This window comes from Phyllobacterium sp. (genome assembly GCF_037994405.1).
Lineage (GTDB): Bacteria > Pseudomonadota > Alphaproteobacteria > Rhizobiales > Rhizobiaceae > Phyllobacterium.
Genome location: NZ_JBBNAN010000106.1, coordinates 1 through 15,062 on the forward strand (window position 1 = coordinate 1; position 15,062 = coordinate 15,062).

A 15,062-nucleotide genomic window follows, 5' to 3' on the forward strand; every position below is an offset into this window, starting at 1 on the left:
GATCCGGAAACGGTGTCCGACACGATCGGCGTCCTGCTCAAATATCAGGATGATATCGCCAGAATTTCAGGCGGTGAGGGGCGGCGTATTCTGGATGAAGTCAAGGCGGAGCTGAACGCGGCGTGACATGGAAACACTCGCCCCATCGCCAGAGATAGCACGCTCCGATAGCCGCCTTGCGGACAATATTGTTTATTTCGCGCGCACCTTGCGCAAGGCCGGATTGCGCGTCGGCCCGGCCGCGGTGACGGATGCGATCGAGGCTGTCCTGGCCGGGGGCATCGGATCGCGCGACGATTTCTACTGGACCCTGCACAGCGTGCTCGTCACCAGGCGCGAGGATCACGCAACATTTGATGAGGCATTCCGGCTTTATTGGCGGTCTCGCGAATTGATCGAGAAAATGCTCGCAATGTTCTCTCCCGTGGCCATGGCGCGCGAACAGCAGAAACCCAGAGCCGCCGAGGCGCGTGTCGCGCAGGCCCTATTCAAGGGCAGCTCGCGCAACGAACCGGGCGAACGTCCGCCGGAGGTCGATGTCGATGCGCGTTTCACATTCTCCGGCAAGGAAGTGCTGCGACACAAGGATTTCGCGCAGATGTCGGCCGACGAGCTCAGCCAGGCGCGCCGGGCCATGGACGAGTTGACGCTGCCTGTCGACAAGGTCGAAACGAGGCGTTACCGCACGGATCCCAAGGGAGCGCGCATCGATCCGAGGTCGATGATGCGGGCAAGTCTGCGTACTGGCGGTGATCTCATTCTGCCAAAGTTCCGCTCACGCCGTGAAGTGCATCCGCCGCTGGTCGTGCTTGCCGATATTTCCGGTTCGATGAGCCAATATACTCGCATCTTCCTGCACTTCATGCACGCGATGATGGCCAAGCGCCGCCGCGTTCATTGTTTCGTCTTTGGCACGCGGCTCAGCAATATCACGCGACCGTTGCGCTATCGCGATCCTGATGATGCGATCGCCCATTGCGCAGACGCCGTACAGGACTGGTCCGGCGGCACCCGTATTGGAGAGACGCTGCGGGAGTTCAATCGCCATTGGTCGCGGCGGGTACTTAGCCAGGGCGCGGTGGTGCTGCTGATCACCGATGGACTGGAGCGGGAGGAAACCAGTGGTCTCGAAGCGGAAATGGATCGGCTTTCGAAGTCCTGCCGGCGGCTGATCTGGCTCAATCCATTGCTGCGGTTTGAAGGGTTCGAGCCGCGAGCACGGGGCGTCAAAGCCATGCTCCCCTATGTCGATGATTTCCGTGCCGTTCATAATCTGGATGCGCTGGATGATTTATGCAGGGCCCTCAGCCACCCGAGCGAAAAGAACGATGATCCGAAGCGATGGTTACAGCGAGCCTCTTTTCACGACGGCAGGTTGCACCCATATTGAAACCGGAGGTATGGCCATGAAACTGCAAAACTCCCTCGAACAGACACTCGACCCATTGATGATCGCCGAAGGCTGGATGGCTGAGGGCCGCGATGTGGCGATTGCAACAGTTGTCGAAACCTGGGGCTCGGCGCCGCGCCCGGTGGGCAGCCATCTGGTGATCGACGAGGCAGGTCATTTTGAAGGTTCGGTTTCTGGCGGCTGCGTCGAGGGCTCGGTGATCGCCGAGGCGATGGATGTCATTAGCCAGGGCAAACCGCGAATGCTGGAATTCGGTGTTGCCGATGAGACGGCGTGGCAAGTTGGCTTGTCTTGCGGTGGGCGCATTAAAGTCTATGTCGAACGGTTGGGTTGAGCGTGGATCCATATTGCCTCAAGAAACTCAATGAAGAACGCCGCGCTCGCAGCGCCGCGATCCTGCTGACCGATCTTGCCGACGGGCGTGACCGCGTGATCAAAGAGGGTGATCCTGTTGCCGGCGTGCTTGGGGAGGCGATCAGGCAGGCGTTTCTGTCCGGAAGGTCTGCACTCGCAGAAATCGAAGGGCGGTCATTCTTCCTCAATGTCCACGTGCCGCCGCCGCGTCTGGTGGTGGTCGGTGCCGTCCACATCAGCCAGGCATTGGCTCCCATAGCAAAGATCGCTGGCTACGACATGGAAATCATCGATCCGCGTACTGCCTTTGCGACGCCGGAGCGGTTCCCTGACGTCAAGCTCTCTACCGAATGGCCGCAGGATGTTCTCGAAACACGGCCGCTCGATCCGTACACGGCGGTTGCCGTCGTCACGCACGATCCGAAGATTGACGATCCGGCGCTTGAACGGGCGCTGAGGGCCGGATGCTTCTACGTGGGTGCTCTCGGTAGCCGCAAGACGCACGCGAAGCGCGTTGACCGGTTGAAAGCGCTTGGTCTGACCGATGAACAGATAGGTCTGATCCATTCACCGATTGGCCTCGACATTGGCGCGGCGAGCCCCGCCGAGATCGCCGTTGCGGTCATGGGTGAAGTTATCAGGGCGTTTCGTGCTCGAGGACTGCGGGCAGCGCGGCAATTGGAAAAGACAGCATGATCTTTGGCGAAATCTCGATCAAGGATGCGCTTGGCGCAATTCTAGCGCATTCTACGCATGCCGGCGCTCTTAAACTCAAAAAGGGCCACGTGCTCACTGAGAGCGATATCGAGCAATTGCGCGACGCTGGCGTACCCAAAGTTATCGCTGCGCGTTTGCAGCAAGCGGATCTGGAAGAGAACGCCGCAGCCTTGAAAATAACCGAGGCGCTGCAATGGTTTGGTGTACGCGCGGGGCCTGCCGCGACCGGCCGGGTCAATTGCTACGCGGAGAAGACTGGCCTGTTCGCTGTCGACGGCGACCTCATCAATGCCATTAACGCCGTTGATCCGTCCGTTACCATTGCCACGCTGAAAGCTTTCGAACGGGTCGCAGAGGGACAGATGGTGGCGACCGTCAAAATCATTCCCTTTGCGGTCTCGACCGCTGTGCTGGACAAGATCTCTGATTTGGCGCGCAGCAACACAGTATTCGGAGTCCATGGTTTTTCCGGCTCGCGTGTCGGCCTGATCCAGACGACATTGCCTGCGGTCAAGACTAGCGTGCTCGACAAGACCCGTCGCGTTATCGAAGCGCGGATTGCGGCGAACCATGGATTTTTGACGTCTGAGCTGCGTCCGGCTCATCGAAGCAAGCCGTTGGCCGCTGCCATCCACGAGCTGCACGAGGCCAATGACATCGTCATCGTCTTTGGTGCGTCGGCGGTCGTCGATCAGGGCGATATCGTACCAGCGGCGATGCGCGAAGCTGGAGGGATCGTACACCATGTGGGTATGCCGGTGGATCCGGGAAATCTGCTCGTCCTTGGAGAACTCGATGGAACACCCGTCATCGGCGCGCCAGGCTGCGCGCGGAGCCCCAAGGAGAACGGCTTTGACTGGGTGCTTGAGCGGTTGATGGCGAATGTACCTGTCACCAAGACTGATATTGTCGGCATGGGTGTCGGCGGCTTATTGATGGAAATTGCGACGCGCCCGCAACCGCGCGATCCGCGGCCACCCGTGCCGAGGGCAAATGTAGCCATTGCTGTCCTTGCTGCTGGTCAATCGACCCGCATGAATGGGACGAACAAGCTGCTTGCGACCTTCGACAGCGTACCATTGCTGCGCCGCTCGGCCCTGCTGGCAATCGAGGCCGACGGTCACCCTGTTATCGTTGTGCTCGGCCATATGGCGGAGCAATGCAGCGCGGCGCTGGATGGACTCAATGTCGTGATCGCGCTGAACAAGGATTATGCCAGCGGGCTTGCCTCGTCGCTGCAGACCGCGATCCGACATGTACCGTCTTCGGCCGATGGCGTGATGATGCTGCTGGCCGACATGCCGGCGCTGTCGGCGTCGGATTTGAAGTCGATGATCACCCGGTTCCAGCATGCCGGGGGACAGTCTGTGGTCAGAGCAACCTATGAAGGAAAGCGCGGCAACCCGGTCCTGTTGCCAAGGCTTCTGTTTGACGAAGTGTTCTCACTTGCCGGCGATGTCGGCGCGCGGCATTTGATCGAACGAGGTGATATTCCTGTGATCGATGTTGAACTCGGCGAGGCAGCAGCTATTGATGTGGATACGCCAGATATGTTGAATCGTGCTGGCGGAACCATCGCCGAAACAACCCGATAGGAAAATCCCTTTGATAAAGTCATTGATCCTTGGCGCGCTCGCCTTCGTTTGCTTTTCGAGCGCCGCTTCGGCATTGCAGCTTGAGCCTTACAAGGATGACCTTTTTGCCTATCCCGGCATTCTGAAAACCGGCGATGGCGGCGACTATATTGTTGTCGACTATAACGAGATGCGAGATATCAATGGCCGGGACACCGTACCGGAACGCCGCGTTAAAGATAGCTACGTGTCGTTGCAGCCGAAGCGTTCGCAGAAAGATCTGGTTGTCACAACCGAGAACGGTGCTGTGAAGGTCATGGCGGTCGGAAAACTCGATCCCGGGGCCTCAATCATTACAATCTACCTGCATGGGCAAGGCGGGAACCGCCAGCAAGGCATGAATGACTTCACCTTCGGCGGCAATTTCAATCGCTTGAAAAACCTGATGGATCGCAATGGTGGACTTTACCTGACGCCGGATTTCAGCGACTTCGAAGACAAGGGTGAGAGTGAGATCGCCGGGCTAATCGACTACTTCAAATCACAATCGCCACGAGCCAAGCTTTTCGTCGCCTGCGGCTCGATGGGCGGTTCCCTTTGCTGGCGGCTTGCGCAGGACGCGCAAACATCGAAGGACATTTCCGGCCTGATCATCCTTGGGTCGCTTTGGGACGAGAAGTTTATTGGATCGGCGCCGTTCAAGCGGCGTATCCCCGTCTTCTTCGGTCATGGCAGCCGTGATCCCGTCTTCGCAATCGACAAGCAGGAAGCTTTCTATCAAAAGATAAGGGCGACCTCGAAAGGCTATCCCGCACGGTTTCACCGGTTTGAAAGCGGCAATCACGGTACTCCAATCCGCATGACGGATTGGCGCGGTGTAATAAACTGGATGCTGTCGGTCTCGCCTTGAGATGGCCTCAAATATTGTGGCAATAAAGTCTCATTGTGGCAGTTGCGCCACTAGACAAATAGCGAAAAGCGAATAGTTTCCGGCCAATATCCCAATCCTGCTACAAGACTTTGCGGAGAGAGCCATGCGCCTGCCTACCAACATTTTGAGCCGAATTGCCCCGTTGGCGGTTCTTATTCCCTTGGCTGCGTGCTCCACAACCGGCGTGCCTACCATGATGCCAACGATCCCGACATTTGCACCGGTTCGCCCGCCCGTAAATTCCGCGCTAGCCGAGCCGTGCATTTCTGCCGCTGCTACCAAATATTTTCTCTCCGAAAGCAACATCAAGGCAGTTGACGTCGAAGCCGTTGGTGGTGGGGTAAACCAGGTACGGCTGAAAGCCGATCTTCGCGATGCCATGTGCACAGTTACCGACAAGGGCAAGGTTCGTTCCATAGTCGATACAATGCCGAAGAGCGCCGATCAGGTTGCCGCTGAAGAAGCTGCTGCCCAGAAGGCGGCAAATCCTGCTGCCGCCACTCCTGCGCCTGTCAAGAAGAGCAAGAAGAAGAGCTAATACGTCTCATAAGATTGAACTGAATGGCGCGGCGAAAGCCGCGCCGTTTTCATTTGTTCCACGCGCCGGAGGGGACAAGAACCTTAAGTTCACCAGCGTGAATGGCGATCTTTACATCTCTTGGCAGGGGGATCAGTTCGCCGTCGATGGTGGCTTTGGCGCTGCGCCGCAAATGTGGAAAATGCAGTTCCACTTCCTTGGCTAAAATTTCATCGACATCGCGATTGCGGCGCCAGGATCCCGTCAGAACCGTAAAAGCCAGTTTCATCAAAGCTGCTGGCGTTAGCCGATCTGCGATATAGACGCCGAGCTCCCCCCGATCGATCCGGTCGGGCACCGGGAGCATCCCCTGACCATAGGGGTTGTTGACTATCGAGATGGCTGAGACCGTTCGTACTGTAGCAGCACCATCGAGGACCAGCCGCACCGTAAAACGCGGTGGGTCGCCCATAGCTTTGGCAAACGCCCGCATGCTTGCCAGCCGTTTGCCCCACCGCGAGCGAAACTCCAAAGTGTTGCGCAATTTGATCATTTGCGGCTGAAATCCGATGGAAAATTGGTGGACGAAGCTCTCTTCATTGGCCGTTGATATGTCGACGGTTTCTATGGTTCCGCTTGCAAGGCTTTCCAGTGCTGCGTTGAGTTCCAGCGGTATTTTTAGCGCGCGCGCAAACAGGTTCATTGTTCCGGCAGGGAGCACTGCCAACGGTACCTTGGCCTTCCATGCAACATCAGCAGCGGCTGAAATCGTGCCGTCGCCGCCGCCGGCCATCAGCACGTGCTCGCCTGCCTCGGCCGCAACACTCCTTAGAGCTTTTACAATATGCTTGCCTGCTACGAGTTCGCTTTCAAAAGAATGCCCGTGCCTTTCAAAGACTTCCTTCGCCGTTTTGGCGAACAGCACCATGTCCGTCGTGCGAAATGTGCCGCCATCGCGGTTGAAAACGGCATGGACTTTCATCTCTGTTCCTTGATTTGCAGAAATGGACGCGGACGTGACCGGAAGATGATCATTTGCTCCAGGTGAAGCAAGGCCTCAATATCCGTTTGGTTCCGTTTCTGGTGCAAGATGGGGGCTTGCGAACCCAAGTTTCCGCAGCGAAATCTGAATTTCGGCAGCGCTCATGAACAGGTTCCACAAAAGACCGCTCCGGTGGTTTTCAATCATCGCGATCATTGGGCCCTGGTCGATGGCGAGATAGGTTCTGGCAAACCAATTGCTTGTTAAGGAGAAAGCGTCGACGAATCCAAAACGCCCGGAGATCTTGTGCTGCGGCAGCGCCGTGAAATGGCGCAAGGCCCGCATGGACTCCTGCGGCAAGTAAGGCAGGCTGCTGAGAGCAGCCGTGGGTGCGATCAGACCGAAATCAAGGCCTGGGGAACTGACGACATAGCCTTTGGGACCGTGACTGGAAGTAAGGCCCCAGCAATCGGCACCGTAGCCCTTGTAGCCATGTGGATTGTTGACGTTATGCAGATAGTTGATCCGTGCATGGCTGCAGTTCTGCTGCCAATAATCGGCATAGCGGTCTTCAAGGCCGCGTGGATCAAGGCCGCAGAACGAATAATGCGCGAAGAATAAGGGGCCGCCATAGTCCGGGCCGAGCGGTAGCGTAACACCGTAATAGTCGCGGCCGTTGAGGAAGGCGCCGTTTGCAGCAAAGCCTTCATGATATATTTCGCAATCGATGCCGAAATCGGGTGATGCGGCGGCGAGAACATAGGTGATGAGCGCTTCATTCCATCCGCGTATCGGTACATTGCGCGCCCAGCCGAATTTCGGGCTATGATGCCAATACAGTACCCTCTCGTCGCCCTTGATGTGGGAATTCCACTGAACCTCGTGCCAAAGCCGGTTGATGCGATTGCGGATGGAGACTTCCCTGGGTTCGTCTAAGGCAAAATACTGCCGAACGCAGATCAACCCCTGTATGAGCAGCGAAGTCTCGACCAGATCACCGCCATCGTCCAGCTTCGTGAATGGGACTGTCGAGCCGTCTCGGCCGTTGATGAAATGCGAAAAGACGCCATTGTAGCGCCTTGTGCGCTCAAGCACCGACAGCATTGTTTCAAACCGCACCATTGCATCATCGCGGGTGACCCAGCCGCGTTCGATGGCAACGAGAAGCGCCATGAAACCAAATCCGGACCCGCCTATTGCGACAAGATCATTGTTCGGGTCGGCCGTACGTCCGGACCGATCTCGGGCAAGCCCGCTCTCCCGATGCGCGCCCTCCCAGAAATAGCGAAAGCTGGCCCGCTGCACTTCATCCAGCAGCGCGTCGTCGCTGACTTCCGCAATCGGCGGATTTCGCAAATCAGATCTCAGGTACATCGTAGAATGAGAAATCCTTGCACAGGGCACTATGCCGGGTTGCATCGGGCGATCGTCTGATCTCTATAACATGTCGTACGCGTATGCAGTCCAGAAAGGTGCGTATCGTGCAAATTGTGAAGGGCGCATGCAATGAAAGATCAGTTCGTTTTTGACCCACTTCCGCAACCAACCCTGCGGGTAATCGGTTCGGAGAAATTGTTTCCGGTTCATCGCATCTATTGCGTCGGCCGCAACTACGCCGATCATGCCATTGAGATGGGGCATGACCCAAACCGCGAGCCGCCATTCTTCTTCCAGAAGAACCCGGACTGTCTCGTGACAGACGGGCACGATTTTCCCTATCCAGCTGCGACCAAAGATGTGCATTTCGAAATGGAGATGGTTGTTGCGATTGGAAAAGGTGGCGCTGATATTACCGTAGAAAATGCGCTCGATCATGTGTTTGGCTACGCTGTTGGCCTCGACATGACCCGTCGTGATCTGCAGGGCGAAGCGAAGAAGCTTGGCCGCCCTTGGGAAGTGGGCAAGGCATTTGAAGCTTCTGCACCATGTTCGGCCATCGTTCCTGCATCGAGCATTGGCCATCCCGACCAAGGTGCTGTCTGGTTGAAGGTCAACGGCACTGAACGCCAACGCGGCGACCTCGATCAGTTGATTTGGAAGATCCCTGAGACGATCGCCTATCTGTCGACTTTGTTCACGCTGCAACCTGGAGACCTCATCTATACTGGTACGCCGGCGGGCGTAGGTGCAATTCAGCGTGGCGATCAAATGCATGGCGGTGTGGAAGGGATTGGTGAGATCAGGGTGCGTGTTGTCTAGACCGATCAGAGGTTTGCCGGCGAAGCGAACCTGTTGCATCGAAACAAATGCCAGATGAACAAAATAAAATCTGAGGGCCACTCTTTTCGATAGCTCGTATCGATTTCAACAGTCTTTGGTGATCAGAACGGATAAATTGCCAGATTTTGGCATAAATATTCGCAATCTTGCTTTGTCGCGTCTAAGTACGCTGGCTAAGTAAAATTCGCTCGCAATTCTGTGAAGAATGGTGGTGTTGTCTTTGAAAATAAATGGTCTATTGAAGATTCGGTTATCCCTAATTCAGTGTCTCGAGAGTTACCGTTCCATGAACCACCGCATCCTTTTTGGCTCCTATCCGATCCCGCGCTTTGCCGGAATCGCTAGCCATAATTTTGTCGTCTGGGCGGATGAAACGGGAAGGCCACTCTACGAAATCAATGGCGGTGCCGCGAATGCTGACGGAAGCTTCAACTATTGTGCCATCCGGGGGCCGCTTACCGCGGTGATCACCGACTACGCCAAACGCGATCTCGTCTACCATCCGGAATTCTATGTGCGCCCAACGTCCCGTACGGCACTCCTGATAGATGGCAGTTATGCTTCCATTGCTGCGCGCTGGCGCGCTGCCGTCAATGTTGCCGAGAAAATACGGCTTTCCGGCTTGCGCTATTCCTTCCTCATTCAGAACAGCAACTCAGTTGCCACAGCAATTACCGAGGGGATGGGATTGACACCGCCTTCAGCTGCAGTGGGGCGCGTCAGAGCACCTGGAAGCTATCGCCATCTGGCGCTGGATCGTGCTTAAATCGACATTGCTCTAATCATCAGATTGTAATAACAGGTTGGTTATATTTCATCCGGTTTTGGCCGGTGGAAGTTAAACTTTGTCTCTATTCTCGGCTCAATCCCGCCATTATTGCAAGGCTAATGACGCCCTCCCAATTTCATAGCGAAATTGGCCTGATTAATTCGTTTTTCGCTTTGGAACACCCATGACGTCGATTCCTGACCACGAAAGCCAAATACGCAGGATTGAGGCCCGGGCGCAGTCAAAACACCCGTTCGGCAAGAAAACCAAGTCAGCATTGTTCGCTTTTTTCGGCATTGCCGTGGCAGTGATCAGTCTGCTCGTCCTGAGCCATCTTTCCAGCGACATTTATCTGCACGACGTCAAGCACTCGCTCCATACCATGTCTGGCCGTGTATTGCTGCTTGCGTTATTCTTCACGGTTGTGAGTTTCGCTGCGGTTGCGCTCTACGACGTGGTCGCCGTCGAAACGATCGCGCCGGGGCGGGTGCCGTACCATATTTCAGCAATGGCAGGTGGCGCCGGATATGCAATCTCCAACGCGCTCGGCTTCTCGTTGCTGACCGGTGGGGCGCTTCGCTACAGGGTTTACGCCGCGGAGGGTATCGATATAGCCGATATCGGCCGTATCATAGGTACTTCCTGGCTTGCGATCTGGTTTGCCTTCACGATTCTGATCGCTGTTGCGCTGGTGATCGATCCATCACGGATTCCATGGGTTGTGTCATTTGGACCTGTCGTGGATCAGATAATTGGCGCATCGGTCCTGGTCGCGGTTGCGGTTCTTCTCTTTTGGCTTTCGCGCCAGGAGCGGATGCTCCAGATCGGACGCCTTTCTGTCCGCCTGCCGTCGTCGCAAGGCGCATTGATGCAGATCCTGGCGGGTCTCGTTGACGTAGCAGCTGCGGCCGCAACGCTTTATGTCCTGCTTCCTCATGGTGCCGTCAGCAGTATTCCGGCTTTTGCTCTCGTCTATGTTGTCGCCGTGGCGCTTGGCATTATCAGCCATGCGCCAGGCGGTATCGGCGCATTCGAGGCAACCATTATCGCGGGCCTCGGCCTCGGACAAAATCCCGATGCTATCGCAGCGCTCGTCGCATATCGCGCCATCTACACTCTCATCCCGTTTTTGGTGGCGATCGCCGGTTTCGTCATTTCCGAAATTCTGCGCAAACGCCATATCCTTGCCGGTCCGACGATACTGGCCGTGCGCATGTTCGAGCCGCTCATTCCACCACTATCGGCCGGCATCGCGTTCCTCGGCGGAATCGTCCTCCTGATCTCGGCGGTCATTCCCGACTTGCATCGGCGGCTTGCAATGCTCGCCGACGTGCTGCCGATGCCATTTCTGGAGATGTCGCACCTCGGGGCGAGCTTTGTCGGTTTGGCATTGCTTATCGTGGCGAGAGGCCTTGCCCGGCGTCTTTGGCGTGCATGGTTCCTTGCGCTCGTACTCTTCAGTCTCGGCGCGATCTTCGCACTCGCAAAGGGGCTCGCTTGGGAAGAAGCTTTGATGCTCGCCCTCATGGCGGGCACGCTGTTGCTGTTTCGTGATTCCTTCTACCGCAAACCATTGGGCGAACGGTTCAACCTGACCTGGGGTTGGCTCGCAAGTATCGGCACCACAGCCTTTGCTGTGATTTGGCTCGGCTTCTTTGCCTATCGGCATGTAGAATATGCGAATGAGCTCTGGTGGGAATTTGCATGGGACGCCCAGGCATCGCGGTTTCTTCGCGCGTCGGTTCTGCTTTTGACGTTTCTTGCCGCCATTACAATTAATACGGTGATCAACGGCGTCGGCCGCGGCAAGTTGCGTGCGCAACCGATCCCCGAACAGGTGCCCGACCTGGTAGCTGCTTCCCCGCGCGCCTCAGATGCGCTTGCCTTGCTTGGCGACAAACGTTTCCTGATGGATCCGAAAGGTCGAGGTTTTGTGATGTATGCCCGCTCGGGCGGAAGTCTGGTTTCCATGGGGGAGCCTGTGGGCAGTGACGGCGCAGTTTCCGATCTGGCCTGGGCGTTTCGCGGGCTGGCTGACCGTACCGGATCACGAACGGTATTCTACGGAGTAGGACCGGAGCGGCTGCCATTGTTTCTCGATATGGGATTGACGGCGCTGAAGCTCGGCGAGGTTGCCCGGGTCGATCTCACGGATTTTTCGCTGGAGGGCTCCAAACGTCAGCCGCTGCGTTACGCGGCAAGGCGGCTGGAAAAGGAAGGGATCACCTTCGAGATCATCTCCAGGGACCAGACGCAGGACATCCTGGACGAACTCCGTGACGTGTCTGATGCCTGGCTTGAAATGAAATCTGGCTCGGAGAAGCGTTTCTCGCTCGGCTCGTTCGAGAACGCCTATCTTTCGAATTTCGATATCGCCGTTCTGCGCAAGGAAGGCGCAATCGTTGCCTTCGCCAATGTGTGGCGCGGTGCGGATAATCACGAAATCGCGGTTGATCTGATGCGCCACCTGCCTGATGCCTCCAGCGTCATCATGGATGGACTTTTCGCCAATCTCCTGATGGCTGCAAAGGCCGAAGGCTACCGCTGGTTCAATCTCGGCGCTGCACCGCTTTCGGGCCTTTCCGACAGTCATCTGGCGTCGCGATGGAACCGGATTGGCTCGTTCATCTATCGCCGCGGGGCTGAATTTTATCGATTTGACGGACTGCGCGCTTTCAAGGATAAGTTCGGCCCGAAATGGACACCCTACTATCTGATTTGCCCCCCGGGCCTCGCGACGCCTCGTTCGCTCATCGACGCAACGAATTTGGTTAGCGGTAGCCCCCTCGAGGTCTTCAAACGATGAAATTTCTACGCAGGCCCTATCTGCTTGTCATTCTTACACTTCTGATTGTCAGCATCGCTCTGTCCGCCGCTCTTCATTATCTTCCACGCTTTGGCTTCGGGTCATCGGGCAACCGGATTCTCGTGTCGTCCGAGCGTTTGAACGACGTGCCGCTCTTAGCGCCAAACGGGAAACCATCCGGCATTGCAATCCTCGTGTCGCAGAAAGGAGGCCTTGCTACTGATGACGAAGCCATGACGAAGCTGTTGCTCGACCGGGATTTTCTGGTGCTGACGGTCGATCTGGAGAAATGGCGCAAGGAACTGGACCAGGATACCGGAGATTGCACCTACTTCGTGTCCGATCTTGAGGGGATAGCCAAGGAGGCGCAGCGCCAGATTGCCGTCGACACCTATATGCATCCAGTGGTCATCGGCATCGGCGAGGGCGGCGTCATGTCCTATGCGTCAGTTGCCGATGCGCCGGCCGCAACTCTGGCGGGTGCTGTTGTGGTAGATCCTTCTGTTGGCCTGAAGACCAAGCTGCCATCCTGCGAAGGGGCTGATTACGAACCTGTCGCGGGCGAAGGGTTCAGCTACTCCTACGACGCCGATTTGCCCAATCCGGCGACAATTGTCCGGGAAAAGCCTGATGCTGAGTCCAAGGGCCCGCCAAGTGCCGGTTTGTTCTTGGCGCAAGAAAAGCTCGGCGCGACGAAGGCCGAACGTTTTGCCATCGCCGCAGACGCTGCCGTTGATATTGCGAAGGAAGACGCCTCGGCGGAATCCCTGCCGATCGTTGATATTCCAGCAAGCAATGGAACTCCAAAATATCTTGCGGTCTTCTTTTCCGGCGATGGCGGTTGGCGCGATATCGATAAATCCGTAGGCGACATCATTGCAAAAGAGGGCGTGCACGTCGTAGGCGTGGATTCGCTGCGCTATTTCTGGTCGTTGCGCAAACCGGAGGACATCGCCAAGGACATCAACCGGATTGTGGCGAAGGTCGATCCAACGGGCAAGTTGCCTGTCCTTCTGCTCGGTTACTCCTTTGGTGCCAATACAATTCCCTTTTCGTGGCCCTATCTTCCAAAGCAATTGCAGGATCGCGTCAGCCTCGTCGGCTTGATCGGTACGGAAGAAACGACACCGTTCCAGGTTTCAGTAGGGGCGTGGCTTGGATTGGGCGGCGATAATGAAGTCGCGCCAGCAGTCGCAAAGCTGCCGCTCGACAAGGTTTTGTGTGTCTATGGTTCCGAAGAGGACGATACCGCCTGCACTGATCCATCGCTGTCGACAGTCCAGAAGATCGAGTTGCAGGGCGATCATCATTATGACGAGAAATATGACATGCTGGCGTCCAAGCTGATGCAGGCGATGGCAGCACGTCAGCCGAAGTGAACCCAAAAGAGTGTCCCATTTTGGGCGCTCTAGGCCTATGTTGCCGTCTGTATATTTTCTACCCGCGCTCGCTTTGCGGCGTCGGCATATTTGCGGGCGATGACGGCGCAGACCATGAGCTGGATCTGGTGAAACAGCATCAGCGGCAGCACGATGGTGCCTATGCTCTGCCCGGCAAAGATCACCGTCGCAATCGGGATGCCGCTCGCGAGGCTTTTCTTGGAACCACAAAAGGTAATGGCGATCTCGTCTTCCTTCGAAAATCCTGCCAAACGGCTCCCGAACATCGTCACAGCAAGAACGATGGCGAGGATCAGAATGTCGACGATGATCACGACGCCAAGATCGCGGATCGAAACCGTATGCCACAGGCCTTCGGTCACGGATTCGCTGAATGCCAAATAGACGACCATCAGGATCGAACCCCGATCCACAGGCATGAGCAGATTTCTCTTGGCTCTGATGAAATTCCCGATCAATGGCTGCAACACCTGGCCCAGTACAAATGGGGCAAGCAACTGCAGAAGAATTGATTTCAGCGCATCAAGCGAGAAGCCCACGTGACCACTTGCCGACAGCACCAGACCGATGAGCAGCGGCGTCAGGAACATGCCAAGTATATTGGAAGCTGATGCCGAGCAGATCGCAGCAGGCACATTGCCGCCGGCAATCGACGTAAAGGCGATCGAGGATTGCACGGTCGACGGCAATACGCACACAAACAGTATACCCGTATAGAGGGCGGGCGGCAGGATGCCCGGGACCAGAACCCCTGCACAAAGACCAAGCAGCGGAAAAAGGATGAAGGTGGCTGCAAGGATGGTGATGTGCAGTTTCCAATGCAGGAAACCTGCAATGACGACGGCACGCGACAATCGCGCACCATGCAGGAAAAACAGGAGGCCGATGGCGATCTTTGTTGCCAGGCCGAAATAGTCTGCCGCCACGCCGCTGACAGGAAAGAACGATGCGAGGATCACCGCTCCGACCAGCATCATCGTAAAGGTGTCAGGCAGATAACGGCGCATGGTTCATTCCGGGACTCATTTGGTTGCTGTACAACCGTCTATCACACGCTTTATTGCGCGGGAAACGCAAGACCGTGATCACATTTTCACGCGCCGCGACAGCACCTGGCGTATTGAGGGTTGGGACCTTTGGCTCGATCTTAGCTTTCGTGCAAGCGGCTGATAACAAGACCTGCCGCGCTTTCCTTTGTCGAGGCCTTTATTGCTGCGATTGATGCGCTCACGCGGTTGATATCCGCTTGAACATAGCATTCGGCGTATTTCCAATACGGCAATACTTGAACGCATCAGCGGGAACTGGCGTTCGCCCCCCGTCGATCATGCGCAAGGATGACACCCGCCGCGCGATCCTCTGACGTAGAGAGTTCCCTGAC

Annotated in this window: 13 protein-coding genes and 1 pseudogene; 11 read left to right on the forward strand and 3 right to left on the reverse strand. The window is 56.5% G+C overall.

What is annotated here, in order from left to right; translation table 11 throughout:
• The 7 genes and pseudogenes from AAAC48_RS06315 to AAAC48_RS06345 form a co-directional block, all read left to right on the forward strand.
• Positions 1-126: pseudogene (locus AAAC48_RS06315) on the forward strand (MoxR family ATPase); the annotation flags it as partial.
• 1 nt (position 127) lies between these two features.
• Positions 128-1,390 carry a VWA domain-containing protein gene (locus tag AAAC48_RS06320; protein ID WP_340653367.1) on the forward strand — a complete coding sequence of 421 codons (1,263 nt, stop codon included), beginning with the start codon at positions 128-130 and terminating at the stop codon, positions 1,388-1,390.
• A 16-nt stretch (positions 1,391-1,406) separates the two neighbouring features.
• The gene (locus AAAC48_RS06325) at positions 1,407-1,745 is read left to right on the forward strand and encodes an XdhC family protein (protein WP_340653368.1); all 339 of its coding nucleotides are present in this window, start codon (positions 1,407-1,409) and stop codon (positions 1,743-1,745) included.
• A gap of 2 nt (positions 1,746-1,747) precedes the next feature.
• Entirely contained in the window at positions 1,748-2,461 is a 714-nt protein-coding gene (locus AAAC48_RS06330; RefSeq protein WP_340653378.1) for an XdhC family protein, read from the forward strand.
• Positions 2,458-4,077, forward strand: a complete 1,620-nt coding sequence (locus tag AAAC48_RS06335; protein WP_340653369.1) for a molybdopterin-binding/glycosyltransferase family 2 protein — start codon at positions 2,458-2,460, stop codon at positions 4,075-4,077. Before AAAC48_RS06330 ends, AAAC48_RS06335 begins: the two co-directional genes overlap by 4 nt.
• A gap of 13 nt (positions 4,078-4,090) precedes the next feature.
• Positions 4,091-4,966 (forward strand): alpha/beta hydrolase, encoded by an 876-nt coding sequence (locus AAAC48_RS06340; RefSeq protein WP_340653379.1) that lies wholly within the window; start codon positions 4,091-4,093, stop codon positions 4,964-4,966.
• Positions 4,967-5,090: 124 nt separating this feature from the next.
• Positions 5,091-5,525: a hypothetical protein gene (locus AAAC48_RS06345; RefSeq protein WP_340653370.1), complete on the forward strand. Its 435-nt coding sequence runs from the start codon at positions 5,091-5,093 to the stop codon at positions 5,523-5,525.
• A 49-nt stretch (positions 5,526-5,574) separates the two neighbouring features.
• On the opposite strand, the gene AAAC48_RS06350 is transcribed toward AAAC48_RS06345, so the two are convergent.
• A complete protein-coding gene (locus AAAC48_RS06350; protein WP_340653371.1) occupies positions 5,575-6,486 on the reverse strand; it encodes a diacylglycerol kinase family protein in 912 nt (303 codons plus the stop codon).
• Between the two features lie 75 nt (positions 6,487-6,561).
• Positions 6,562-7,860: a glucoamylase family protein gene (locus AAAC48_RS06355; protein WP_340653372.1), complete on the reverse strand. Its 1,299-nt coding sequence runs from the start codon at positions 7,858-7,860 to the stop codon at positions 6,562-6,564.
• Positions 7,861-7,992: 132 nt separating this feature from the next.
• Here AAAC48_RS06355 and AAAC48_RS06360 point away from each other — a divergent pair, with 132 nt between their 5' ends.
• From AAAC48_RS06360 to AAAC48_RS06375, 4 genes are all read left to right on the forward strand, one after another.
• The gene (locus AAAC48_RS06360) at positions 7,993-8,685 is read left to right on the forward strand and encodes a fumarylacetoacetate hydrolase family protein (RefSeq protein ID WP_340653373.1); all 693 of its coding nucleotides are present in this window, start codon (positions 7,993-7,995) and stop codon (positions 8,683-8,685) included.
• Positions 8,686-8,992: 307 nt separating this feature from the next.
• Positions 8,993-9,472 carry a hypothetical protein gene (locus AAAC48_RS06365; RefSeq protein WP_340653374.1) on the forward strand — a complete coding sequence of 160 codons (480 nt, stop codon included), beginning with the start codon at positions 8,993-8,995 and terminating at the stop codon, positions 9,470-9,472.
• A gap of 187 nt (positions 9,473-9,659) precedes the next feature.
• The gene (gene mprF / locus AAAC48_RS06370) at positions 9,660-12,281 is read left to right on the forward strand and encodes a bifunctional lysylphosphatidylglycerol flippase/synthetase MprF (RefSeq protein WP_340653375.1); all 2,622 of its coding nucleotides are present in this window, start codon (positions 9,660-9,662) and stop codon (positions 12,279-12,281) included.
• On the forward strand, positions 12,278-13,660 hold the full coding sequence (locus AAAC48_RS06375; RefSeq protein WP_340653376.1) for an AcvB/VirJ family lysyl-phosphatidylglycerol hydrolase: 1,383 nt from the start codon (positions 12,278-12,280) through the stop codon (positions 13,658-13,660). The genes mprF and AAAC48_RS06375 overlap by 4 nt, the downstream gene beginning before the upstream one ends.
• 35 nt (positions 13,661-13,695) lie before the next feature.
• Here AAAC48_RS06375 and AAAC48_RS06380 read toward each other — a convergent pair whose 3' ends face one another.
• Positions 13,696-14,688: a bile acid:sodium symporter family protein gene (locus AAAC48_RS06380; protein WP_340653377.1), complete on the reverse strand. Its 993-nt coding sequence runs from the start codon at positions 14,686-14,688 to the stop codon at positions 13,696-13,698.
• Between the last annotated feature and the right edge of the window lie 374 nt (positions 14,689-15,062).